Origin of the sequence: Siphonobacter sp. SORGH_AS_1065, from assembly GCF_030818595.1 — a bacterium.
GTDB lineage: Bacteria > Bacteroidota > Bacteroidia > Cytophagales > Spirosomataceae > Siphonobacter.
This window is the reverse complement of the sequence record NZ_JAUTAM010000004.1, coordinates 1437255-1461973: the sequence shown is the minus strand read 5'-3', so window position 1 is coordinate 1461973 and position 24719 is coordinate 1437255. Positions and strand designations below refer to the sequence as shown.

Below are 24719 nucleotides of genomic sequence, written 5' to 3'. Positions count from 1 at the left end.
TGAAGCGAATTTAAGACTGACTCAGTAATTCCCGGGCGTTTTCAATCACAGCCGAAGAGGGCTTGGCTCCTCCAATCATTTGAGCAATCTCAAGCACCCGTTCTTCCGTTGAAAGCTGCCTGATGCGGGAAACCGTTCGGTCGGAAGAATGATCTTTATAAACAAAATAATGAGCATCGCCTTTGGCGGCAATCTGATGAAGGTGACTAATTGCAATGAGCTGATGGCCCTGAGCCATGTCTTTCATCATGTTCCCCACCTTAATGGCGATTTCGCCGGAGATACCCGTATCAATTTCGTCAAAGACAATCGTAGGCAATGACCGCTTATTAGCCAGAATGTATTTCACCGCCAACATTAAGCGACTGAATTCTCCGCCGGAAGCTACTTCCCGAAGCTGCCGGGGCTGAATGCCTTTGTTCGCCGAAAAGAGAAAATTAACCGTATCAATGCCCTGACTGCTAGGTTTGCCCAGTTGCATGTCCACGACTAAACGGCCATTGGGAATACCCAGATCGCTTAACAAGCCCGATACCAGATCTTCAATTTCCGAAAGAACGGCCTTGCGGGAATCTGAAAGTTTGCGAGCTACTTGTTCGAGTTTTTCCCAGGATTTATGAGCGGCCTTTTCAGCCGCAGCCAGATCATCATCCAGATTGAGAACTTTGGATACTTTCGTTTCCAACTCAGCCTGAATACCTAATAATTCGGCTACGGTGGTGACATTATGCTTTTTCTGTAAATTATAAAGCATACTTAACCGCTCCTGAAGCAAAACAATTTTCTCGTCGTCCAGCTCCACGGAATCGCCTTCCGACTCCAGTTCCACGACGACATCTTTAAGCTCAATCAAGCAGCTTTGCACGCGATCCCGCAGGGAAGCGTAAACGGAGTTATAGCCACTGATGGTATTGAGATGGCCAACTACGCTCTGCATCCAACCCAGAATGCTTTGCTCGGGATCGTTGAGGTAGCCGGTGGCCGCAATTAACTTTTGCTTGATTTCTTCGGCGTTTTCCAGCGTGGTTAACTCTTTCTCTAGTTCACTCTGTTCGTTTTCCTGAAAACGGGCTTTGGAAAGCTCTTCCAGCAAAAAGGAGTTATAGTCAAATTCTTTCCGAATATCCTTGGCTTCTGCCTGAAGCCGATCGTAGGCTTCGCGTTTTTTTCGGAAATCGCTGAATTGCGTTTTGTAAGCCTCTAGCAAAGAACTGTTCTGAGCGTAGGTATCTACCAGTTGTAGCTGATATTCCTGCGAACCCAGCAAAATAGAATCGTGCTGCGAGTGAACGTCCATTAACTCCGAGCCAATCCGGCGGAGGGTTTCCAGGTTAACGGGCGTATCATTGACAAAAGCCCGGGATTTACCCGAAGGACTAATCTCCCGGCGAATGATGCACGTAGTGTCGTAATCGATTTCTTCTTCTTCAAAAATCGACTTAATAAAGTAACCCGAAATATCAAACTGACCTTCAATGATACATTTCTGGTTGGGATCCCAAAGCACTTTCGTGTCGGCCCGATTGCCACGAAGCATGCCAATGGCTCCCAGTAAAATGGACTTTCCCGCTCCGGTTTCACCAGTAATGATATTTAAACCTCCGCTGGGCGAAAGTTCAAGGGTTTCAATAAGTGCGTAATTCTGTATAAGCAGATTGGAAAGCATGAGTAGGAATAAGGGTCACCTTCAAAGGTACAAAAGGATACGAGGCGGCGTATGCCAAAATTAAAAGGCAGCGTTTATATCGTAAACAATTTCCTCAATCTGCTGTAGCGGATAGCGGCGTTCACGCTGTAAACCATCTTCCAGAGTAATCACCTGATTTTCTTCCGAAATGAAGCGACCAAAATAAGTAACGCCGTTTCGCAACACCAGGTTGAGATGAATGCCTTTCAGGCCCGAAAGGGCTTCTGACGTAGCCGGAATTCTAACGATTCTTTTCCCCATGATAGGTCATAACGTAATGATGCTTAATCTCGCCCGTACAGCTTAGGCCGTGGCGTTCGTAAAAACGGCGGGCGGCTTGATTAACCTGTAAAACGGTAAGTTGCAAAGGTAAGTTCTGTTGCTGAGCTTCGGTCTTTAATTCTTCCAATAATAAAGACCCAATGCCTCGATTCTGGAAGGGGGGCAAGATATAAATTTCCGAAAGAAATATTTCCTGATCCCGCCGTTCTACGCGGAGTATGCCAGCGGGTTGCTCGTCATAATAGATGATCTGAATGACGGATTCCTGAAAAGTCTCATCAAAGAAGTTTCGCTGGACTTTTTCGTACCAAGCTCCCCAGGTAGCCACTACGTACGAACCCAGCGTTTTTTTCTTAACCCAATAAATCCAATCTCGGTCTTTAGTGGTGGCAGGGCGTAGCGAAATCATAACTAAAAGGTCTAAAAGCTTTATTCCAGAAGCTTACTTGACGAGTTGTCGGTATGAATCGGCTTTGGTTGGATCGAGTTGGGAAAGAACCTGATAGACCTGATTTTTCTCGGCAGCCGTTCCGCGGGAAAAGACCTGGATTAACTCGTTGGATTTGGCATCAAAAAAGCTGTTAATTACTAACGAAGAAGGCTTGAGCTGAACAACCTGACGAATGTTATTTAAAACGCCGAGGATATTTTTACGGGCCTCATCGGGCTGATCACCAAAGGTATCCAGGGCCAGACGGTGATACGTATAAAGGCCCTCACGGAAAGGAATCAACTGCTGATTTTGAAGATTTTCCACCAGCCAATACCGGCTCCGTTGGTCGCCACGTTGATCCCAGCCGATAAAACCGCCCGTTGAAGCCAAATTGGCTACGTTATACGCCCGCTGAATCCACTGTTCGCCGCCGCGTTTTCCGAAAGAATCATAATCCAGAGCCAGAGCGATGTAACTGTAATAAGCCAGGAGCGATGTCAGGTTATCTGAAAAGACATTATCATTAAAATTCAGCGGATTTTCGGGTAAATACCTGAAAGAAAAGGACCGATCTACGTACCGCAGCAGTACGCTTTCATAACTGGAATTATAAATGGGACGATAGACCTGAATAACGGCCTGAGCGTCGTAATCGCCCTGAGCGGTGGCCTTCTGAAAGGTTAATGAAATATCCAGTCGAATTTTTTCTTCTTCCCGAAACTGATCGTTTGTCCAGCGACGACCATTTACAAATTCGGTCATCACCCGTTGTAATTCTCCAAAAACCTGCTGCCCATTATTAGATTGCTGATTTACCCGCATCTGATCGGTCCGTAGTGTGACGGTGCAGGCAATTTCCTGAGCTTTAATGACCGGGTTAATCAGCAAAAGGCAGGAAAAGCATAACCCAAGTTTCTGTAAAAAGCTTTTCATAACGTATCGGGGATGGATGGCATTATAAATACGCGGCAATAGCTTCGAGAATATCCGTTGCTACTGCCGTTTTCGATTTTAATTCATAAGCAAGCAAACGCTGCTGCCGATCAATAATACTGATCTGGTTGGTATCGTGTCCAAAGCCTGCTCCGGCGTTTTGAAGCGAATTAAGCACAATCAAATCCAGATTTTTCTTCAGAAGCTTTTGCGTCGCATTTTCTACTTCGTTATTGGTTTCCAGGGCAAAGCCAATCAATAATTGACCAGGTTTTTTCTGACTGCCCAGGGTCGCTGCTATATCAACGGTTTTCCGAAGTTCAATATTGAAAATGGCTTCCTTCTTCTTGATTTTTTCCGAAGCTACCACGCTGGGGGTATAATCAGCAACGGCGGCGGCTAGGATGGTAACATCCTGTTCAGGAAAAGCCCGTTGAGCCGCCTCATACATTTGCCCGGCTGAGCGAACATCAATTTTTCGAATAGCCGGGTTTTTAATGAGCAGGTGTGTGGGGCCACTTACTAGGGTTACCAGAGCTCCCGCTTCTGCCAGAGACTCTGCCAGGGCGTAACCCATCTTTCCGGTAGAATGATTGGAAATATACCGAACGGGATCAATAGCCTCCTGAGTAGGGCCAGCAGTTAGTAATACTTTTTTGCCTTTCCAGGGACTATCCTGCTGAAAGTGTTTTTCTAAAATACTCAGTAATTCTTCGGGCTCCGCCATACGGCCTTCGCCGGTTAATCCGCTGGCGAGTTCTCCGTATCCAGCCTGAATCATGCGATTACCAAAGCTTTCCAGCCGTCGCAGGTTTTCTTTCGTCGCCGGGTGCTGATACATATCCAGATCCATCGCCGGAGCCCAGTAAACCGGACAGCGAGCGGATAAATAAACGGCTGAAAGCAGATCATCCGCCTGGGCATGAGCGGCTTTGGCGAGGGTATGTGCCGTGGCAGGAGCAATCAGCATCACATCTGCCCAAAGGCCTAAATCCACGTGATTCGTCCAGGTACCTGTTTCTGGATTACTAACAAACTGACTGTAAACAGGACGCTTGGAAAGCGTCGAAAGCGTTAATGGGGTAATAAACTCGGTAGCCGCCTGGGTCATGACGACCTGTACTTCGGCCCCGGCTTTGATAAGTAAGCGAACCAGACTGGCAATTTTATAGGCAGCGATACTACCGGAAACGCCCAGTAACACCCGTTTTCCTGCAAGCATAAGATCGTTATTATATGAAAAAACCTCCGTATCGGCGAAGATACGGAGGTTTTTTCGAAGGGCTAGTGATTAATCTTCACTGGGTAAATCGGTGCGGTAACGCCAGTTTACTTTCTCTTCGATATATTCTTCGATGGCCAGAGAAGAAGGCTTCGGCTGACGCTCGTAATGCTTTGAAATTTCGATTTGTTCGCGGTTTTCAAAAATTTCTTCCAAGTTATCTACCGTTGAGGCAAACTCCGAAAGTTTCTGGTTAAGCTCTTCCTTTTGTTTAACGGAAAGTTGCTTGGCACGAGAGGCCATAATGGCCACGGCTTCATAAATATTGCCGTTCGTCTTAGCGGCCAGTTTGTCTGTGTCGCGGGTGACGATAGAAGGATTGGCAGGCATATCTCTGATCTTTATTGTTTACGATTTGAATGGAATCACTCACCCCAGGTGAGCTTATTTATTAGTCGAGCCACCTACGCGTCCGGTCGAAGCGGGTTCAGCAGCTTTTTCTTTTGCTTTTTCCTGAGCAGCTTTCGCGATTCGCTCTTCTTCAGCCAGTCTGCTCGATTGTTTCACGGAATCTTCGTAGAACCGCTCGGCTTTCTTGGTGAATTTTCCCTGCGGAAAAGCATCAACGAAATCCTGGTAATATTTTACAGTTTCGTCGTAACGCTCTTTTTGCTTATTGTAAATACTGTTCTGAGCAAATTCGTACTGAGCCTGAACCTGTAAGAAGGCTAACTCTTCGTTATAATCAGAGTCTGGAAATTCTTTCTTAAAGTTGTTAATGGCGTAAACGGCAGAGCGGAAATTCTGGAGGTTCGCCGGGCTGGTTTTAAAGTACAGCTTGGCCCGTTCGTACGCTTTCTTTTCCAGCTTCCTGCGAGACTCTTTGATAATTTTGGAAGCTTCGTCTACGAATTTACTCTGAGGATACGTGTTAATAAAGCTTTGCATGTTATCCATAGCCGTCAAGGTACTGGCCTGATCCAGGTAATAGGGCATGGAGGCCCGGTACGAGGCATAGGAACTCATGTAAAGAGCTTCTTCGGCGTAGTCACTTCGGCCAAAGGTTTCGTAAAACCGTTTGAACTGGAAGGAAGCTACTTCATACTGCGAAAGGTGATAATTACAGTAGGCTTCATAAAACGTAGCCAACTCCTGTTGATCCGAACCTTTCAAGATAGGTTTAAGCTCTTCGAAGAGTAAAACGGCTTTATCGTAGTCGCCTTTTTTGTAATAGGTCAAAGCAGCCTGATACTTCTGCTCGTCCGTACCTTTCTTGCGAAGTTTCTCAAAACTTCCGCAGGAAGTCAAAAGGGCGGTAAGGCCCAGAAATAGAACAAAATACCGAATAGTCTGCATAAGTCCGCAAAGATACGTCTTTCCTTTTAGAGTTAACAATGGTTCCGTAGGCTTTTTAAGTAAGATGGCAGCCCTGTTAACGTAAAAAGATGCAAAACTATTCGGTTGAGGTTGCTTTATTATCAGATTTTCCTGAAAACAGGATCTAAAAGTCTCGTTATGAAAGGGTTTGATTCGTGTTTGAGGTGGTTTGAAAGGAGTTTGATGATTGAAAAGGTTGGAGACGTTTCAAGTTTCGTCCACGTGCGAAACGAAATCAAACCCCTCAAGCCTTATTGCCCTTTTCAAACAGCGTCAAACCCACCTAATACCCTTTTTTCGGATCAATGATGTTTTCCAACGGCTGGTTAGCCAAAAAACGATCCAGGTTTTCCAGAAAAATATCTGATAAATCCTGGAATTCCTCGCGGTAACCACCGCCGGAATGCTGGGAAAGAATAACGTTGGGGCAATCCCAGAGCGGATGTTTTTCGGGAAGGGGTTCTTCCTGGGTTACGTCCAGTACGGCTCCGGCGATATCCCCGTTCAGTAAGGCATGGGTGAGAGCTTCTTCGTCGACGGTAGTACCCCGGCCTACGTTAGCAAATACGGTATTACCGTTCAAACGGCTAATCATCTCAGCTGATACAAATTTGCGGGTTTCTTCCGTCCCAGGTAGGGTATTAATGATCACGTCAAACTCCTGAATGCCGTTTATGAGCTCTTCTGGGGTACGAAAACGGGCTTCGGGACTACTACGACCAAAAAAGTCGATGCGGCAATCAAAACCGCTGAGAATTTTCTTACAGGCTTGTCCAATACTGCCCGTGCCGATGATGAGCACTTTTTTCTTTCGCAGTAAGCTCATCTCGCATCGCATGGATTGTCCCACCCATTTATTCTGACTGCGAAGAATGCCGAAAACGTCCATTTTTCGGTAAAAAGCCAAGATTCCGCCCACCGCCGTTTCTGCACAGGGTTGGGCATAAAAGCCTTTCATGTTCGTTAACGTGGCCTTGGTTTTTAAATCCTGGTATTTATCAAATCCAACGGAATGTAACTGCACCCAGCGAAGATTTTTGGCGTTTTCGAGCCACTCTGCCGGTACATTACCAAAAATGATATCCGCCTTCTCGACGTTTTCCCGACGGGTGGATTCGGATAAATCGGATTCAAAAACCGCCTGAACGGAATCCGGAAGTTTGCTGGTAAAGTATTCTTTTTCGGAATTGCCTAAGGGCGTTTGTACGTATACATTCATGAGTATGCTCTGGTTTGTATGCCCGAAAAGGTCTAAAAATTCTAAACCAAACAGCAGAGCCGGCCCGAAAAGATTTCCTTTCCAAGCCGGCTCCTGCCAGATTAAACGATTTATTTTTTAACCGAGAAACGATATTCCGTAGTCGATTTGTAGGTCTGACCGGGCTTTAATACCGTTGAAGGAAATGACGGCTGATTAGGAGCATCAGGGTAATGCTCTGTTTCCAGACAGAAGCCCCAGCGTTTTTTGTAGTTGGTGTTGCCTTTCCCCGTCAGTTTACCGTCGAGGAAGTTACCACTATAAAACTGTACGGCGGGTTCGGTCGTTAATAACTCGATGGTACGGCCCGTCGTTGGTTCGTAAGCAGAACCTTGCGAGATCAGACCAGTACCAGATTGATCGAATACCCAGCAGTGGTCATAACCGCCGCCATTTTTAATCTGCTCGTCTTTAGTATCATTAATACGCTTGCCAATGACCGTCGAGCTGGTGAAATCAAAGGGAGTACCTTTCACATCCTGAAGCTTACCCGTTGGAATAAGCGTAGCATCTACAGGAACAATCTTACTCGCTTTCAACTCCACTTCGTGATCGAGAATATCGCGTTTTCCGCCTGTCAGGTTAAAGTAGGTGTGATTGGTTAGGTTAACCACCGTAGACTTATCTGTTGTCGCTTCATAATCAATCCGAAGGGCATTGTCGTTGGTTAGGGTGTACGTAACCGTTACGTGGAGCGTTCCGGGGTAACCCTCATCACCGTCGGGGCTCACCAAGTTGAGTTTCAGACCTACGGTCGAATCCGTTTTTACTTCTTCTGCCGTCCAGACCTTTTTATCAAAACCTACCTTGCCACCGTGCAGAGAGTTGGGGCCATTGTTGATGGGCAGTTTGTAGGTTTTTCCTTCCAGATTAAAGGTGCCCTTCGCAATACGGTTGCCGAAACGGCCAATCAAAGCTCCGAAGTAAGGAACATCCTGACGGTAACCGGCTAACGAATCAAATCCAAGCACGATGTCATCGAAATGGCCGTCTTTGTCGGGCGTGTGTAACTCGGTAATGATTCCACCGTAGTTAGTGATTTTCACGATCATGCCCTTACTGTTGGTGAGCGTGTATAAATCAACGGCCTGGCCTTCGAGCGTTCCGAAAGGAGCTTTGGTAATAGTTGAAGTTTGGGAGGTCATGGTGGAATCTTCTTGAGATTGAGCAGATTTTTCGCTGGAGGACTGGCAGGAAGCTATGGCCAAGCCCAGAGTCAGAGCGAGTCCTCCGGTTTTGAGAAATGATAAAGACATGAGAGTAAGGTTTAAGAGTACGGCCTATGGCTTAGAGCTTTTGCCCTGACAAATCTATACACTTGCCGGAAATGTCCACTACCGCAAAGCAGTGAAGATTAATGGATAGACGAAATTGGTCGTAATTCAACCCGTAAAATCTGCGTAGTGTTTTCAGTAATTTTATAACGGTCGTCGAGGCGTTTGCCCGTTACCCAGACAATATTACCCTTTGACTCAAGAAGATACAGGCTTTCTTTTTCCAGCACTGATACTTTTTGATTAATTAAAAAATCGCTGATTTTCTGCTTTTTACCCTTCATTCCCAGCGGACAAAACCAATCTCCTGATTCCCATAAACGCAATTGTAACGGAAAATCGAGCAGAGATGCATCCAGAAACACGACGTGGGCATCTGAGGAAAAAGAAAAATTTTCAACCCATTGCAACGTCAGGCTGAAAAATGGGGTATTCATAGAAAAAGGAACCGTACTGATTTCGTAGCTGTGCAAGGCCCGGTCTGAATTGGACTGAAGAATCCATTGCTGACGGTCCAGTACGAGTAAGTGGGAGGGGGAGCTATACCGCTTTCCGGGCTGAGCAAAGCGGTTCTCATAAATGGCTTTACTCTGCTGATACGTAAAATGATACGCCTTGAGCGTTTCGCTGAGAACCAACAAGGGTTCTGGAAAAGCTTCAAGGACTGTAAAAGGAATAACGGAATTTTGGGTGACTTTTTGTTTAAACACACCTAGTTGCTGATCAATGAAACGCTCGGCTGCCTGCAAACGATCCAGCGTATGCCGAAGGGTTTGGGTCAAACTAGGATTAAGCTTTTCCAGTAGCGGAACGACATGGTGACGAAGCTGATTTCGCTGATAGTCATCTTTTTCATTACTGGAATCCTCCACCCAACTTAAGCCCTGTTCCTGTGCATATTGATGTAACTGAGTGCGATTAAAGCCTAGAAGCGGACGGGTGATAAACCCATTTTTTTCGGGAATCCCGCGAATGCCGGAAAGCCCCGTCCCACGAGTTAGATTCATCAGTAGGGTTTCGAGCGAATCATTCAAATGGTGAGCCGTGAGAATCCAATCAAAATGTTCTTTGACACGAATTTTCTCAAACCAGTCATACCGGAGATTTCGGGCGGTGAGCTGCGTGGAAAGTCCGCTTTGTAGGGCGATAGTTTTAGTATCAAAACGTTCGATATACAAAGGAACCTGATACGATTCAGCCAGCGTTTGCACAAAAAGCTCATCGCGGAACGATTCCTGACCTCGTAATTGAAAATTAACGTGGGCGATGGCAAAAGAGAAGCCGGCTTGCTGGAGCAGTTTTGTTAGCACCACCGAATCGAGTCCACCACTCACGGCCACTAACAGGCGGTGGGTCGATGAAAAAAGTTTTCTCTCGTTAATGAATGCTAAAAAATCAGTCAGCACGGATCGGAATAGTTAATTTTGCCAAAGCAATGAAATACTGGCAAATATATATTCTCGGCTTATTACTCGGTCTTCCTTTTTTAGGAGCCGCTCAAAACCCTGCTCTAACAGGAAAAATTGTTGACGTCGATTATTCGGATACACTATGGGTGGATCAGACGGCGGGTAACACCTTTCTACGTGGCAATGTGCGGATGCGGCAGGGTAATGTCGTTTTGCTCTGTAACCTGGCTAAGAAAAATGATCTCATTAATGTAGTAGAAGCCTACGGAAATGTAAGGATTATTCAGGGGGACAGTCTGACCCTCACCGGAGATACGGCCATGTATTTTGGTAATACCCGTCAATCGAAAATGCTGGGGCGTGTCGTTACGCTCAACGATAAAACGGCTACGCTAAAAACCCGCAAGCTGGATTATGACATGAACACCCGCATTGCCAGTTATAATACGGGCGGTACGCTGGTGGATAAAACCAGTACGCTGACGAGTAAGGAAGGTTATTACAATACGTTGACGAAGCTGTCACTCTTTAAGAAAAACGTAAAAATGATTAGTCCTGAAACGGACCTGTTTGCTGATTCTCTAAGGTACAGTACCCTTTCCAAAGATGCCTATTTCATTGCTCCGACGAAGATTATTTCAAAAAAGAAAAAATCGCAGGCGGAAAACGATACCCTTTTTACGAGTTCGGGTTCTTATAACTTAAATACACGAATATCGAATTTTAGGGGGCGTTCAACGGTGCGAATGCCTCATAACGAACTCACCGGAGATAGTCTGTTTTACGATCCGATTACTCAGATCGGGATTGCCCGGGGAAACGTGGTGATGATTGCTAAAAAAGATAGTGCGATTTTGACGGGGCAAATCGGAAGGTATTTTGGCAAAACGGGCATTTCCCGAGTGTACGGAGAAGCTCTATTGCGTAAATTCTTTTCCAAGGACACGCTGTTACTCTCGGCGGATACCTTGATTTCACAGGAAATCAGGGGTGTAAAAGACACGACTCGTCGTTTGATTGCGGATCGAAATGTCTTGGTATTCAGGCGGGATTTGCAGGCCAAATGTGACTCATTAATCTATAATATGGCGGATTCACTGATTTCTTTCTTTAAGAAGCCCATTCTCTGGAATGGTCAGAATCAGTCGGAAGCTGATACCATTCTGGTGAGACTGGTGGATAATAAGATGCGGACGATGTATCTCAAACGCCGGGCTTTTATCATTGCCCGAGATACGCTGATGCAATTTAATCAGGTAAAAGGCAGGCGAATAACGGCCTATTTTAATGCCAAATCGGAGCTGGATCATACGCTGGTGGAGGGAAATGGAGAAAGTATTTACTTCGCCAAGAAAGATGATAATAAACCCATTGGCATGAATTATGTCCAATCGGGACGGATGCGATTACATTTTAAAGAAGGACAGGTCAAACGCATCGCTTTCCTGGGAACGCCAGATGGGGTTTTACATCCCCCAAAAGAAGTAACCAGTGAGAACCGGGAGCTGGATGGTTTTAACTGGCGAGAGAAAGATCGACCGACCCGAGACATGGTTAAACGGGTTAAAAAAACGGTTACTCCGCCTGCTAATCCTGTGAGTACGAAGAAAGTACCGACGACGGCTTCGATGAAAAAATGAGAAAATTTGGGGAATTGTTCGCAGAAAAGCTTTGGTATATCTTTTTCTGCAAACGATTTCAAAACAAATAGTAATGCCTAAGGTTACTTTTGTTAATACATGTTAAAAACTTGGTTATCAATATAATATAGCTACATTTGCTTAGGCATTTGGTAGCTTTAGTAGTTTAGATGATTTATGAAACACACTTTACTCTTTCTGTACGGACTTTTAATCGTTTTCCTGTTAGGGAATCCGATTAGTACCTATGCTCAGGGAGAGCCTAAACGCAGTCGATTAGATATTAAGCCTAAAGCAAAATCAACGACCGCCTCGACGCAGATTAATCCTTATTTTTACCCAAAGGCAGAAATTGCCCGCGAAGTAAGACCAAATCGCTCGACGGCTGTCAATGAGTATTACCGGACGCTTTTACGGAATCGACCTAAGTCTAACGGTTCTTCTAAAACGGAACAACCCCTGGCTCCGCTGGCGGTTGTCGCTTCTGAAAGCTCCCGCGATTTTGACGAATCTTCTTCGTCAGAGAAACTGTTTGTTAACGATAAAATCAGCGTTTCCAACCCTTATCCCAATCCTGCGAACGATCATATCGAAGTAGAATATGCCGTAGCAGCTCATGCAGGAGAAGCAAAAATTACGCTGTATAGCCCCCTAGGCATGCAAATGGGAGGGGTGGTATTAGAACCTGGCGAGCGTAAACAACGCATTTCAACCAGTCATTTACCCAACAATATTTACTTTTATCAATTGTCCTTAGAGGGTAAAACCTTAATTACAAAGAAGTTACTGGTTAGGCATCAATAGATTTCCTTTAGTCTGCTTGTACGATAAAATCCCGAAGTATGCTCAATAGCACTACTTCGGGATTTTGCGTATGGGGGATATTTTATGGTATTTGTAAGAATATCATCGGTAAGCTCGTGACAATCTATGCTGTGCACTGTAAATTCGAAAGTCAAAGGACGGTTTTGGTTTTGTACATATTTAAAAGCTTACGCTCTTGTTTAAAGTTGGTATATTCTTCGGCGGCCCGGCTCGTGAACGGGAGATTTCTTTTCTGGGAGGTAAAACGACTTATACGGGTCTGGATCGCTACCTCTTTGAACCTATCCCCATCTTTATTGATGGACGTGGTAACTTTATCCTGATCGATCCGACGTACATGGAATCGGCTTCCATTCGCGATTTCTACCCTCCTCAGGCCTTTGTTTCTTCAGATAAATATCCTTTCCGGGTCTACGAAGAGTCGTTGAGCCTAAGCCCTGATCAGGAAGAGGCGATGATTGCCAGCGTGGGTAAACGTTTGTTACCCCATGAGTTTAAGGCCTATTTTGACTTTGCTTTTCTGGCGGTGCACGGCCCGCAACTGGAAGATGGAGCCATTCAGGGTTTACTGGAATGGTACGGTATCCCTTATTACGGTTCCGGTCTTATGGGATCGGGCATTGGTATTGATAAAATCGCTCAGAACGAGCTCATTCAACGAACGGTCGGGTTGCCTAAACGCCTCTTTTCGTTGAGTAAAAGCGAATGGGATCGCTTTGATAAAGAAGTATTATTCGAACAGGTAAAAGCTCAGGTAGGACTACCTTTTGTTTGTAAAGCTCCCCATCAGGGCTCATCCATTGGGGTATCCTTCGTTAAAACCGACGATATAAAGGCATTTGAAGCGGGTGTGCTTCAAAGCTTCTTCCAGAAAACGATTACCCCTCAGGAATGGGTGATGCTTTCTTACGAAGAAAAAGGAGCGTTATTACAGCAAATCACCAATCTGGACGAGGGCATTGCTTTTCCTTTGTTTATCAACGAAGAAAAACTTTGTAAGCACCCTGCTGAGCTTTGGGTAGAATTAGACACCCGTTTCGCCGAGCAATACGAACCCGTTCAGCTCAGTTCGATTCATTCGGAAGATGCCGTCTTATTCGAAAGCTTCGTGAAAGGCCAGGAATTTAGTTGTGGGGTTATTCAGGACTTTGACGGAAAACCGCTGGCTTTACCGCCTTCCGAAGTCATCAAAGATGATGAGGACATTGTTTTTGACTTTAAAACCAAGTATTTAACCTCAGTAGTTCGTAAAGGAATTCCAATCCGTACGAGCTTAGCGAATAATGAAAAAGTCCACGCGTACGTAAAGGAAACGTTCCGTTTGTTTGCTTTCGGAGCCTGTGCCCGCATTGATGGTTTCTTAAGCCCGGAGGGGGAAGTGCTTTTGCACGATCCTAATACCTTACCTGGCATGTCACCGTCTTCGTTTATTTTTAAACAAATGGCAGAAATTGGCTTAAATGTAACGGACTCGCTGACTTATTTCATTCGATTCTCCTTACGCGAACGCATCCGCACAGGTAAGTTCACTGGTATTTACCGCAAAGAATTAGCCAAAATCGATGCTCTTATCAAGGATCGTACGGCTCATTTAGCCAGTCGACCCACAAAATTAATAGCCTTTGAAGCGACGGATGAATCCTATGAAATTGCCAAAAAACTTTATAATGTCCTGACGGCCTCAGCCGAATGGCGACCTCTGTTGGTGTATAAGCACCCAGAGTTAGGCGAGGTAGTAATCAATGCAGCCTATATGGCTAAGCCCGGTATCGCGGATTTGAATGCTTCTCTGACTGAACCTCTGCATCCGCTCATTGCCGCTTGCCGGGAAAATGCCCTGGAAGTTACCCGCTTCATTACGGGCGATTCTGTTCCAGAAGTCATTGCCTATCAATAAAATTCATTCATTAATACAGCAAAAAAAGAACCGCCCTAATAGGAGCGGTTCTTTTTATTACAGCTATGATAATTACTTAACTAAACTAGTCTTTATTCTATTAACGTACTACGAACTCGCCCTGGCCAATTTTGAACCCTTCGGCGTAAAGTTCTACGTTATATTTACCTTTTTTGTACTCTTGACCGCGAGTGTACAGCATTTCTACCTGAGGACGGTTATTGTTGAACTGCACGGACTGCTTATAGGTGTATTGCATGTCACGACCCTGGAAAGAGAAGATGCCTGAACCCGTTTCGGTATCTGATAATACGGCACCCTGAGGATCAACCACGCGAAGCATGATGTCTTTCGATTCTTCTTTCGTTAAAGGGTTAGGAGCCAGCGTAAAGGCTACTTTGATTTTATCTACTCTTCTGCCTTTATACTCGTTGTCATCGTTTTCACGCGTTTTACCTCTTTTATTCACAGCCAGTACCCGAACGCCTTCCGCACGCAGAGCTGAACCAATCGTTACTTTATCAGCCAGTTCCTGGTTAGAAGTACGCAAATTACTTACCGAGTCACTATAGGAACGACGCGTATTGTCCAAGTCGGTACGGATCGTTGTGTTTTCCTGGGTTAACTGTTGGTTCTGCGTATTCAACTGACCATTTTCTTCTTGTAAACGAGCAATTTCTTCGTCTTTCTGGGTCAGGATAGCTTCGTATTCTTTAATTTTCTTAGTGTACTTGGCAATGGATACATTTTTAGACTTCAACAAAGAAGATTTATCCGCTTCTAATTGTGCTTTTAACTTTTGCAGCTCTTCGATGTTACCACCTAATTGCTGAACCTGAGCAATTTTGGCGTCTAACTCCCGAGAAATCGAGTCGAGTCGGCTGTGGGTAATAGCTAAGTCCCGGGCTTTCACACTGATTTCAGTGGATTGCTTATCCGTTTCCGATTTTTCTTGGAAGAGCAAGAAGCCTAGTACACCAGAGATGGCAAGCATTACTGCAAACGCAGCTCCCCAAATTCCACTTGATTGTTTGTTTTGATTCGTAGTTTCCATAATAATCAATTATTAACTGGATAAAGGGTTACACAAGAAAGTGAGTTACCACTAAAGAAGAATAATAATTAGAATTGAGTTAATGATCCGGTTACGAACTGGCCCTGGCTGAATGAAAAATTCACTTAACATTTTCAGGCCGTCCTTAGTTATGGTAAGGGGTTGATTTGTAATTGGTTCTCAAATCATATTAACGAGATTTTAAGGATGTGTGGATTTATAAGTTTTAAATTTTTTAGATAAAATGTTCAAATTCACTTTTCCTGGATTTGAGCCAAAACTTAAGAAAAGATATAAAAATGGAATAAAAGACAAGGAATGGTTTGTCATTTGAATCCACTTCTTATAATTGCAGACCTTTTTATAAAACCATAGCTTCAATCTAATATTTACTAACAATTCATAACATATTATGTCAACCGGTCTCGACGCAATTATCCGCCAGAAAGTACAAAATTGGGTTTCAGGAAATTATGATGAAACAACAAAGTCAGCTGTTCAAAAGCTGATTGATGAGGGAAATGACACAGAATTGACCGATGCTTTCTATAAAGAGCTGGAGTTTGGTACGGGCGGTCTTCGCGGATTAATCGGCGTAGGTTCTAATCGCATGAACCGCTATACAGTAGGAGCTGCTACGCAGGGTCTGGCCAATTATTTAAAGAAAAGCTTTCCCAATCAGGAGATTAAAGTGGCCATCGCTCACGATAGCCGCAACATGTCACCCGAATTTGCTCAGGTAGCGGCTGACATTTTCTCTGCCAATGGTATCAAGGTATATCTGTTTAGTGAACTGCGTCCTACTCCTGAGCTTTCCTTCACAATTCGTCTGCTGGGTTGTCAGAGTGGCGTAGTGATCACCGCTTCGCATAACCCTAAAGAATACAACGGTTATAAAGCTTACTGGAACGATGGAGCTCAGGTAGTAGCTCCACACGATAAAAATATCATTACCGAAGTAAATGCCATTCAGTCAATTGATGACATCAACTTTGAAGGAAACCCTGAGCTGATTGAAAGCATTGGCGAAGAGGTGGATGCCAAATACCTGGAGCAGGTGATTACTAAGAACGTGGTTAATCCCGCGGTTATTGAGCGTCAGAAAGACCTGAAAATTGTCTACACTCCAATTCACGGAACTGGAATTACGCTGGTACCAAAAGCTCTGGAGAAAATTGGCTTTACCAATGTAACCATCGTTGAAAAACAGGCTACGCCCGATGGTAACTTCCCAACGGTAGTTTACCCGAACCCGGAAGAAACCGAGGCGATGACGCTGGCGATGAATCAGGCCAAAGAAATTGATGCAGATTTAGTAATGGCAACAGACCCCGATGCCGACCGCGTGGGTTCTGCCGTAAAGAATGCCGATGGCGAATGGCAGCTTTTAAACGGTAACCAGATGGCCAGTCTGATTATCTTCTATCTGTTGAGAGCCTGGAAGGAAGCCGGTAAATTAACCGGAAAAGAATTCGTCGCCAAAACTATTGTAACGACGGATCTGATCGATAAAATGTGTGATAGTTACGGGGTAAATTGTTACAATACCCTCACAGGCTTCAAATACATTGCGGGTGTTATTCGCGATCTGGAAGGTAAAGAGCAGTTCATTGGTGGTGGAGAAGAAAGTTATGGTTATCTGATTGGTGACGCTGTTCGCGACAAAGATGCGATTGCCTCTTGTGCCATGATTGCGGAGCTAACGGCCTATGCCAAAGATAACGGCCAGAGTCTGTTTGATATGCTTACAGAAATGTACATGGAAAACGGTTTCTATTACGAAGGACTGATTTCACTGACGAAAAAAGGCAAAGAAGGAGCTGAAGAGATTCAGCGAATGATGAGCGACATGCGTAATAATCCACCTGCGGAAGTAGCCGGTTCGAAGCCCGTCACGATTCTGGATTACCAAAATCTGGTTTCCAAAGATGTGGCAACGGGTCAGCAAACGTCGATTCCTGCCGAGATGGGTATTGAGAAGTCGAACGTAATTCAACTGATTCTGGCGGATGGTTCGAAGGTATCCGCTCGTCCTTCGGGCACCGAACCTAAAATTAAATTCTACGTATCGGTAAATGCTCCTTTGGAGAAGGCAGAAGATTTCAACGCTACTTACGATGCCTTAAAAGCGAAAGTAAAACAGATTCAGGAAGATCTGGGCTTGAAATAATCGGCTTCCGATTTTATCTTAGCACAAGGGCTGGTGAGTGTTCATCAGCCCTTCTTTTATGAATGAATGTATGACTAAAGAATTTTTGCTGGAGCGACTCAAAGCTATCGTTGACGAAAAAGTAAGCATCGCCTGGAACGCCATGCAGGCGGCTCAGGCTTCGGCTAATGAAGAGAGTAAAAGCTCTGCTGGCGATAAATACGAAACGGGCCGGGCCATGGCTCAAAACGAACGCGATCGATACGCTCAGCAATACGAGTTACTGCGTCAGGAGCGTTTACAACTCGAACGCAAGGAGTTAGCCATGCCCTGCCAGAAAGGAGAATTGGGAGCTTTGATTCAGGCTAATGACGAATGGTTTTTCATTGCCATTAGTATAGGAGCTTTGGAGATAGAGGAGACTAAAGTATTCGTGATCTCACCCGGATCTCCCATTGGAAATCAGTTACTTCACAAACGAGTAGGAGATACCTTTTTCTTTAATCGGAAAACCTATCAGATTACCAGTGTAAGTTAGGCACAAAAAAAACCCGCCAATCTGGTGGGTTTTTTCTAACTGTATGCAAACAGGTAAAAAATCAGAAATAAAAGGGATACTCTATACTAAACTAATCTTGAGCGAACTGAACTTTCAAATAGTTCAGACGACTCTTAATGGAATTATCAATCTGATTATCTCCTACCCGCAGTAAATAACCCCCGATGAGTTGAGGGTCTACGGTCTCCGACAGCTCGATACTCTTACCCGTCTGTTTGGCAATCATTGCTTTAAATTCGCTACGTTGCGTTTCAGTCAGGGCAGAAGCCGTCGTAATATGGGCTACCTCGATGCCTTTGAGCTGCTGGTATTGCCGATTAAATTCTTTGGCAACCGCAGGCAGCAGGGCTTCACGGTTTTTCTTAGTAATAATTTCAAAAATGCTGAAAGTAATCGGATTCACCCGTGCTTCGAACAGGGCTTTTAGGATTTCCAGTTTCTTCCAGTGCTTAACGATAGGGCTTTTCAGCGTAAGAGCAAGCGAACGGTTTTGCTGGCAGGTTTCTGCAAACAACTGCATATCGTTATAAACCGTATCCAGTACTGCTTTTTCCTGAGCAAGCCCGATCAATGACTTTGCATATCGAAACGCTACGCTTTGTTCAGACATAGTGGGATGCATATTTGCGAACACAAGCATTGGAGCTCGTTTTCGCCGTGCGGAATTAGTTCAGTTTTGCGTCTTGGAGCCAATCGTTTACTAAAGCTTCCTGAGCATTTTTGTCGGATAATTCACGACGAAGTACTTTCTCAGCAATTTCAACGGCAATTTTAGCTGTTTCATTTTTCAGCTTAGAAACGGCAGCAGCCTGTTCTTCACGGAATGCTTTACGAGCTTTCTCAATTTCAGCTTTGGCTTCCTGAGCGGCTTCGTTTTTAGCAGTCGCGATCATTTTTTCTGCCGTTTGACGAGCTTGTTTGAGGATGGCATCCCGCTCAATCAAAGCATCTGCTTTGGCTCTATCGTTGTCAGCCTTAAGCTGAGCCATTTCATTACGAGTGTTTTTTGCTAATTCAATAGCATCCTCGATTGATTTTTCACGCTCACTCAGACTTGATAAAATAGGTCTCCAGGCGTACTTACCCAGTACAAATACTAACAGCAGAAAGAATACTAACTGCCAGAAAATAAGACCAAGACTTGGGGTAATTAAGTCCATGTTAGTGGGAACTATTTGGGTGTTGGAAATTGAAAACCAGGTTAATACTAACCCTGCGTTTTAATATTCTCTTTCTTGTTTCACTAAGATTGATACCAGGTCTGGTCACCTAATGCAAGCCAGACCTGATACCTAATAACTCTACGTACGTTCGTACTTGAAGCGTAACTTATTTTACGGCAACAAGCAGACAGATTACTGCACCGAACAGAGCAACGGCTTCCACGAAGGCAGCTACGATCAACATCGCACCCTGAACTTTACCAGAAGCTTCTGGCTGACGAGCGATTGCTTCCATAGCCGTACCACCGATACGACCGATACCCAGACCTGCTCCAATAGCAACCAGACCAGCACCGATAGCAGCACCTAAGTAAGCTAATGAAAGTCCACCTTCTTGAGCAGCTTGTAAGAGAATAGTCAACATGACTGTTTGTAATTATAAGAGTGAAACAAAAAATGTATAAAAAGCCTCAGGCCAAATCAGCCCTTGGGTACAAATTCAAAGATTAATGATGATCGTCGTGGTGATGTTCTTCCACGGCAGCTCCAATGTAACTAGCGGTTAACACGGTGAAGATGTAGGCCTGAAGTACGGCTACTAAAAGCTCAATCATCGTCATAAACACGGTGAAAGGACCTACAATCACACTTAAAGCAGCTGACTTGAAAATAAAGATCAAGCTCAGTAAGCTCAACAGGATAATGTGACCTGCCGTAACGTTAGCAAAAAGACGAACCATCAATGAGAAAGGCTTCATCATCATACCCACGATCTCTACGGGAGTCATCACAATAAGCATCCATTTGGGGACACCAGGCATGGCAAAAATGTGCGTCCAGTAGGTTTTGCGACCGTTGAAGTTCACAATGATGAACGTTAAAACGGCGAGGGTCAACGTAACGGCGATGTTACCTGTTACGTTAGCTGCTCCTGGAAGCAGGCCGAGCAGGTTGTTAATCCAGATGAAGAAGAATACCGTCAGCAGGTAAGGAAGGAAGCGGCGGTAATGTTTTTCACCAATATAATTCTTTGCTACTTCGTCACGAATAAAGATGACGAAAGGCTCCATCGCAGACTGAATTCCTTTGGGAGCTTTACCCTGACGTTTCGCGTAACCATTGCGAACGGCAAAGAAAATCGTAATTAAAAGAATGACACTAATGATCAGAGAAGCTACGTTCTTGGTAATGGAAAAATCATAAACGGTAGATCCATCCTCTGATGTGAAATGTTCGTGGTGTAAAGTAAATCCATCATGCTCACCTGACCCGTGATAGAATTCCTTTGAAGAGTATACATGAACCCCCCGGGTTGGCGTATACAGGATCACAGGTAGAGGAATAGCCAGGTGCGATTCGCCAATAGTTGCTAAATGCCACTGGTGTTCATCGGCTACGTGATGAAGAATAGTTTGACCAGGATTAAATTCTTCCGCTTCTCCATGGCTATGGGTGGCTTCCGCATGCCCTTCGTGCTCATGTTGAGCAAAAGTAGCTGGCGAGCTAAAAACGGAAAATACTAGAGTTAGAATACTGATAGCAAGTGCTTTATACGAACGATTGCGGCTCATCACGTCTGGATTTCAGGGCTTTTTCTCCGAAAAGTGCCGCAAGTTACTATACACTCCGGCAATTTCAAAACCTGTGAAAAATAAATAGAGTACAAAAAATTGAATTATGAAGTGCTTGATAGCAAGCGTGCCTAGAAAAAAGTAGACTATCAGGAATACAAAACTCAATACAAGCCGTAAAACCATGCTCGCCATGTAAAAAGTAACGAACTTGTCGCCGTTTTGGGCCATGCCCCTTTCCACCAGCCGATGGTTTAAAAATCCGAGGCCCCCAAAGAAGGCTAACATTTCCCAGCTTTGCGGATGAATCCAAGACTGGAGGCCTAGCACTGGAGCTAGAAAAAATACAATTCCTACGAGAATGATAGGGATAATTAACCGCCACATATCAGCTATTCTTAATAGATCAGGCTGTAAAGGTAGGAACGAAATAAGGATGTAGATGCAGGGGAACCTGCCTGCGTGCTAGGTTTTAGGTAAACTACGGATCAAAGAAATTAGAGCGGCCATAATGAAAAATAACGAACAGCCAATGGTAAACCAGGGTGTTTTGGTTTCCATCCACTCGTCGAGTTTAAGGCCTAAAAACACGCCTACGCCGATGGTAACCAGCATCTGCATGGCAATACCCGTGTAGCGAATGTAGGGATTAGATTGGGGATCCTGGCCTGCCATAGGTGTTAAGGTAAAAAGGTTTTGAATTCATATTTGGTAAGAATTTACGAACTTGGCATAAAAAATAAGCCAGCCCCTACGTTTTAGAATCGATGTAATTATTTCCATGCCAACTCCCTTGTATCGATATTCTTTTATTGCCCTTTTTCTTCTGACTGGTCTGTTTGGCTGTACGCAACACTCAACGGCTCCGGCAAATGTGGCTTTCCATAATGTTACTTCCAAGTATAATGCCTTATTGCAGGCTCGGGAAATAATGGGAGAAGCCGAAAAAACGCTTTTTGCTAATCGTCAGGATAACTATGCCATTCTATTACCTGTGTTAATGCCCATCGATTCGATGGAAACCAAACAGGTAGAAAAAGATTTAACGGCAATTATTAAAAAGTCTTCTCTGGTAGCCGAGCGTCACCAGAATGCTAAATATTTGCCTGATGCCTACGTGTTGCTGGGGAAAGCCCGCCTGCTTCAGGGAGATTTTAAAAATGCCATCGAAACCTTTAAGTACGTTAATACGAATTATCCCGAGTCGAATGCCCGACCGGATGCTTTGATTGGATTGATGCGAGCCTATACCGAGCAGGATGAATACCGCTCGGCTCTGCGAGTGGCTGAGGTAGTGCGGAATTTACCCTTATCCAAGGAACAAACCCTGACGTATTACTTAACGAAAGCTTACCTGCATGAGCTTAATCGGGAATACGCCATTGCAGCGGCCATTTTGGAAGAAAGCCTTCCGTTAATGAAGAAAAACGAAAAGAAAGCCCGGGTGTATTACGCTCTCGGACAACTTTACGAATTAACGTCTAAGCCCGAAAAAGCTCTCGAGAAATACGCTTCGGTTCAGAGAAGCCGTCCGAACTATGATCTTTCTTTTTATGCCCGCCTGAACGCGTTGCTCAATGAGCCCAATACCGATCCCAAAGTAAGCTTTAACAAGATGCTTAAAGATCGTAAGAATGCTGATTTACAAGATCAGATTTACTTCGCTATGGGCTCATTTGAAGAACGCCGGGGTCGCATTCGCGAGGCTTTACCTTTCTACAAGCAGGCCGCCTCCAGAGCCACAGAGCGACCCGAGCAACTTTCTGCTATTTATCTGCGAATTGCGGATTTGAGCTATGAGCCTTTGCAGGAATACGAAGCAGCTAAAATGTATTATGACAGTACAATTGCGTTGAATCCGCGAAGCCTGCCAAATCTGGCTCAGATCACGGAGAAAAAGAAAGTGCTTGACGCTTTTGTAGAGCATTGGAAAGTCATAAAAACCGAAGATAGTTTACAGCGATTGGCGGCTATGAATCCGACTCAGTTGGATAAATATCTGGAAACGTACGTAAAGCAGAAAAAAGAGAAAGAAGCCCGCGAAAAACAGATCGCCGAAGAAAAAGCTGCCCGGGCTCAGCAGGAACAGATTCTGGCTTCTTCGGGCATGCAGCCGGATAATGTGCAGGCGTCGAATGCCTGGTATTTCTATAATCCAGCTTCGGTACAACGCGGTCGGCAGGAATTTCAGGAAAAGTGGGGGACGCGTACGCTGGAGGATAACTGGCGAAGGGCAACCAAGGAAACGTCTTTAAAAACCCCGAAGCGGTGGCTGCGGCCCGCAATACCAACAGTACTCAGTCTGGGTCAGGTAATGTGACGGAGGTAAAGCTTTCTCCGCTGCAACAGGAAGTAGAAACGCTCAAGAAGACGATTCCGTTTGGGCCGGATGCGTTGATAGAATCGAAGAAAAAGCAGGAGTACGCGTATTATGAATTAGGAAAAATTTACCGACTTGGGTTGGGAGAAAACGACAAAGCCATTGCCACGTTTGAAAAATTACTAGCCCTTTTTCCAGCTACGCAATACGAAGCCGAAACCCTGTATTTATCTTATCTGGCTAGCGAAGGAACACCCCGCCAGAATGAATTCAAAAACCGCTTGTTCCAGAAGTTTCCTGAATCCTATTACGTCAGACTCATCAATCGCAGCAGCTTAACGCCCCTGACAGCCGGAGCAGAAGCCGCCGCTCAGAACCTGTACGCCCAAGCTTACGAAGCTTATCAGAAGGGAGAATATACCAATGCTCTCACGCAGACCGAGCAGGGATTAAAGCAATATGCCGGCAATGCACTCGAAGATAAATTTGCTCTGTTGAAAACTATGCTGGTAGCTAAAACCGAAAATGCCGAGGCCTATCGAAAAGCTCTGACGGTTTTCATTGATAATTATCCTTCGAGTAACTTGGTTAATATGGCGAAAGAGATGTTAACAGCTGCCAAGGGTAAATAAGCTAAAATAGATTACTGGTATCATCTCGACGTTGTTTCGTGAAAAGGATTTACCTAAAAGGTATGCTTCTCTATTGATTTTTTAACATTTGTAAAAGGATGGCTGGTTCTGAGAATAGAGTTTTGTTTTTGTAAACAAAACAGTTCTACCTATGAGCGTTATGCCTTCTTATCTTCTGTGCTTACTCTATTTTTTGGCCTATCTTATCGGCTGTCCATTGAACTATTAGACGCTTTAGATTAATCTACTTCTGTTAGCGAAGCGGATAATGGTTTGTTGGTAATCTGAAACATACGAAGAACGGTCTATACCGTATCAATTCAGGATAAGATGAATCTGAGTAAGAAAACAAGCGTTTAACGGCTGGATTATTTACATTTCTCAGGACTATTTAAGTCCTTCTTTAGAGAGCTACTTTGTTTTTATTAGGTAACAATCAGAGGCTTTCAGGGAAGCTCATCATCAAAATAGGGAAGGATTGCGTGCTATTAGCAAGAAAATGATAGTGCCTTATTCAAGGCAGGAATTAGTATTAACTATTGAATCATTTCTGAAATGAAAACTTTACTGTTCGTGCCGCTTCTATGGGGAATAATGGCTGTGGATACGAAACCAATCGCTAGCAACGAAAGAGAAATGGCTGTGTCCTTTGTTATAGCTATTCACGAAGCAAATTTTAATAAGCAAGAAATTTTAGAAGCTTACTTTAGCAACGGTACTAACAAAGAAGATGACATCATTCAAATAAAAAGGAAAGAACTTATAGGAATGGTATTAGAAAGTGTTCATCAAAAGATAGCTCCCAAAGACCTGCGTACGTTTCAATATGTCCCTTACGAAAAATTACATAAGGAAGAGAAAAACCTATTACATAAGCAAAAATATAATGAAAGAGTTTTCTGCGTTAAATCAAATAATGAGACGTTGCTAAATCTTTTAATAAAAGACAAAAAGATTCTATCTTTTATAACCATGGATAAAGGCGGAACTAGATTCTGGGTAATGTTATGATTACAAGCTAAATGTAGGTTTGA

General features: G+C 44.3%; 24 protein-coding genes. 8 read left to right on the top strand and 16 right to left on the bottom strand.

Annotated elements, in window-relative coordinates; genetic code table 11:
• Window positions 1–10: 10 nt before the first annotated feature.
• The 10 genes from recN to tilS all read right to left on the bottom strand — a co-directional run bounded on the left by recN (window position 11) and on the right by tilS (window position 9872).
• Window positions 11–1666 carry a DNA repair protein RecN gene (recN, locus tag QE390_RS06630; protein WP_307141557.1) on the bottom strand — a complete coding sequence of 552 codons (1656 nt, stop codon included), beginning with the start codon at window positions 1664–1666 and terminating at the stop codon, window positions 11–13.
• A gap of 60 nt (window positions 1667–1726) precedes the next feature.
• Window positions 1727–1948 carry a hypothetical protein gene (locus QE390_RS06625; protein ID WP_106637072.1) on the bottom strand — a complete coding sequence of 74 codons (222 nt, stop codon included), beginning with the start codon at window positions 1946–1948 and terminating at the stop codon, window positions 1727–1729.
• Window positions 1929–2378, bottom strand: a complete 450-nt coding sequence (locus QE390_RS06620; protein ID WP_106637071.1) for an N-acetyltransferase — start codon at window positions 2376–2378, stop codon at window positions 1929–1931. Before QE390_RS06620 ends, QE390_RS06625 begins: the two co-directional genes overlap by 20 nt.
• Before the next feature lie 33 nt (window positions 2379–2411).
• Entirely contained in the window at window positions 2412–3335 is a 924-nt protein-coding gene (locus tag QE390_RS06615) for a DUF4835 family protein (RefSeq protein ID WP_307141556.1), read from the bottom strand.
• A 22-nt stretch (window positions 3336–3357) separates the two neighbouring features.
• Complete coding sequence (coaBC, locus tag QE390_RS06610) at window positions 3358–4557, bottom strand: bifunctional phosphopantothenoylcysteine decarboxylase/phosphopantothenate--cysteine ligase CoaBC (RefSeq protein WP_307141555.1); 1200 nt, start codon at window positions 4555–4557, stop codon at window positions 3358–3360.
• 69 nt (window positions 4558–4626) lie between these two features.
• Window positions 4627–4947 carry a DNA-directed RNA polymerase subunit omega gene (locus QE390_RS06605; RefSeq protein ID WP_106637069.1) on the bottom strand — a complete coding sequence of 107 codons (321 nt, stop codon included), beginning with the start codon at window positions 4945–4947 and terminating at the stop codon, window positions 4627–4629.
• A gap of 54 nt (window positions 4948–5001) precedes the next feature.
• Window positions 5002–5913: an outer membrane protein assembly factor BamD gene (locus tag QE390_RS06600; RefSeq protein ID WP_106637068.1), complete on the bottom strand. Its 912-nt coding sequence runs from the start codon at window positions 5911–5913 to the stop codon at window positions 5002–5004.
• A gap of 304 nt (window positions 5914–6217) precedes the next feature.
• Window positions 6218–7153, bottom strand: coding sequence for a D-2-hydroxyacid dehydrogenase (locus QE390_RS06595; RefSeq protein WP_307141554.1), 936 nt, complete (start codon window positions 7151–7153; stop codon window positions 6218–6220).
• A gap of 110 nt (window positions 7154–7263) precedes the next feature.
• Complete coding sequence (locus QE390_RS06590) at window positions 7264–8448, bottom strand: aldose epimerase family protein (protein WP_307141553.1); 1185 nt, start codon at window positions 8446–8448, stop codon at window positions 7264–7266.
• A gap of 98 nt (window positions 8449–8546) precedes the next feature.
• Window positions 8547–9872, bottom strand: a complete 1326-nt coding sequence (gene tilS / locus QE390_RS06585) for a tRNA lysidine(34) synthetase TilS (protein ID WP_307141552.1) — start codon at window positions 9870–9872, stop codon at window positions 8547–8549.
• Window positions 9873–9901: 29 nt separating this feature from the next.
• Between tilS and QE390_RS06580 the strand changes: the two genes are divergently transcribed.
• The 3 genes from QE390_RS06580 (at window position 9902) to QE390_RS06570 (ending at window position 14237) form a co-directional block, all read left to right on the top strand.
• A complete protein-coding gene (locus QE390_RS06580; RefSeq protein ID WP_307141551.1) occupies window positions 9902–11515 on the top strand; it encodes an OstA-like protein in 1614 nt (537 codons plus the stop codon).
• A 177-nt stretch (window positions 11516–11692) separates the two neighbouring features.
• A complete protein-coding gene (locus QE390_RS06575; protein WP_307141550.1) occupies window positions 11693–12319 on the top strand; it encodes a T9SS type A sorting domain-containing protein in 627 nt (208 codons plus the stop codon).
• A 196-nt stretch (window positions 12320–12515) separates the two neighbouring features.
• Window positions 12516–14237, top strand: coding sequence for a D-alanine--D-alanine ligase (locus tag QE390_RS06570; RefSeq protein ID WP_307141549.1), 1722 nt, complete (start codon window positions 12516–12518; stop codon window positions 14235–14237).
• A gap of 100 nt (window positions 14238–14337) precedes the next feature.
• Here QE390_RS06570 and QE390_RS06565 read toward each other — a convergent pair whose 3' ends face one another.
• A complete protein-coding gene (locus QE390_RS06565) occupies window positions 14338–15291 on the bottom strand; it encodes a hypothetical protein (protein ID WP_106637061.1) in 954 nt (317 codons plus the stop codon).
• 412 nt (window positions 15292–15703) lie between these two features.
• Here QE390_RS06565 and QE390_RS06560 point away from each other — a divergent pair, with 412 nt between their 5' ends.
• Window positions 15704–17461, top strand: coding sequence for a phospho-sugar mutase (locus QE390_RS06560; protein ID WP_106637060.1), 1758 nt, complete (start codon window positions 15704–15706; stop codon window positions 17459–17461).
• A gap of 70 nt (window positions 17462–17531) precedes the next feature.
• Window positions 17532–17978, top strand: coding sequence for a transcription elongation factor (locus QE390_RS06555; RefSeq protein WP_307141548.1), 447 nt, complete (start codon window positions 17532–17534; stop codon window positions 17976–17978).
• A 91-nt stretch (window positions 17979–18069) separates the two neighbouring features.
• On the opposite strand, the gene atpH is transcribed toward QE390_RS06555, so the two are convergent.
• The 5 genes from atpH to QE390_RS06530 all read right to left on the bottom strand — a co-directional run bounded on the left by atpH (window position 18070) and on the right by QE390_RS06530 (window position 21408).
• A complete protein-coding gene (gene atpH / locus QE390_RS06550) occupies window positions 18070–18609 on the bottom strand; it encodes an ATP synthase F1 subunit delta (protein ID WP_307141547.1) in 540 nt (179 codons plus the stop codon).
• A 55-nt stretch (window positions 18610–18664) separates the two neighbouring features.
• Window positions 18665–19159, bottom strand: a complete 495-nt coding sequence (gene atpF / locus QE390_RS06545; protein ID WP_106637058.1) for a F0F1 ATP synthase subunit B — start codon at window positions 19157–19159, stop codon at window positions 18665–18667.
• Window positions 19160–19328: 169 nt separating this feature from the next.
• Window positions 19329–19586 (bottom strand): ATP synthase F0 subunit C, encoded by a 258-nt coding sequence (gene atpE / locus QE390_RS06540; RefSeq protein WP_106637057.1) that lies wholly within the window; start codon window positions 19584–19586, stop codon window positions 19329–19331.
• An 82-nt stretch (window positions 19587–19668) separates the two neighbouring features.
• Window positions 19669–20733 carry a F0F1 ATP synthase subunit A gene (gene atpB, locus QE390_RS06535; RefSeq protein ID WP_106637056.1) on the bottom strand — a complete coding sequence of 355 codons (1065 nt, stop codon included), beginning with the start codon at window positions 20731–20733 and terminating at the stop codon, window positions 19669–19671.
• Window positions 20734–21198: 465 nt separating this feature from the next.
• Window positions 21199–21408, bottom strand: coding sequence for an AtpZ/AtpI family protein (locus QE390_RS06530; protein ID WP_106637054.1), 210 nt, complete (start codon window positions 21406–21408; stop codon window positions 21199–21201).
• Window positions 21409–21514: 106 nt separating this feature from the next.
• Between QE390_RS06530 and QE390_RS06525 the strand changes: the two genes are divergently transcribed.
• The 3 genes from QE390_RS06525 to QE390_RS06515 all read left to right on the top strand — a co-directional run bounded on the left by QE390_RS06525 (window position 21515) and on the right by QE390_RS06515 (window position 24696).
• Window positions 21515–23053, top strand: coding sequence for a tetratricopeptide repeat protein (locus tag QE390_RS06525; protein WP_307141546.1), 1539 nt, complete (start codon window positions 21515–21517; stop codon window positions 23051–23053).
• Complete coding sequence (locus QE390_RS06520) at window positions 23002–23685, top strand: tetratricopeptide repeat protein (protein WP_307141545.1); 684 nt, start codon at window positions 23002–23004, stop codon at window positions 23683–23685. Before QE390_RS06525 ends, QE390_RS06520 begins: the two co-directional genes overlap by 52 nt.
• A gap of 555 nt (window positions 23686–24240) precedes the next feature.
• Window positions 24241–24696: a hypothetical protein gene (locus QE390_RS06515; protein WP_307141544.1), complete on the top strand. Its 456-nt coding sequence runs from the start codon at window positions 24241–24243 to the stop codon at window positions 24694–24696.
• Window positions 24697–24719: the final 23 nt, after the last annotated feature.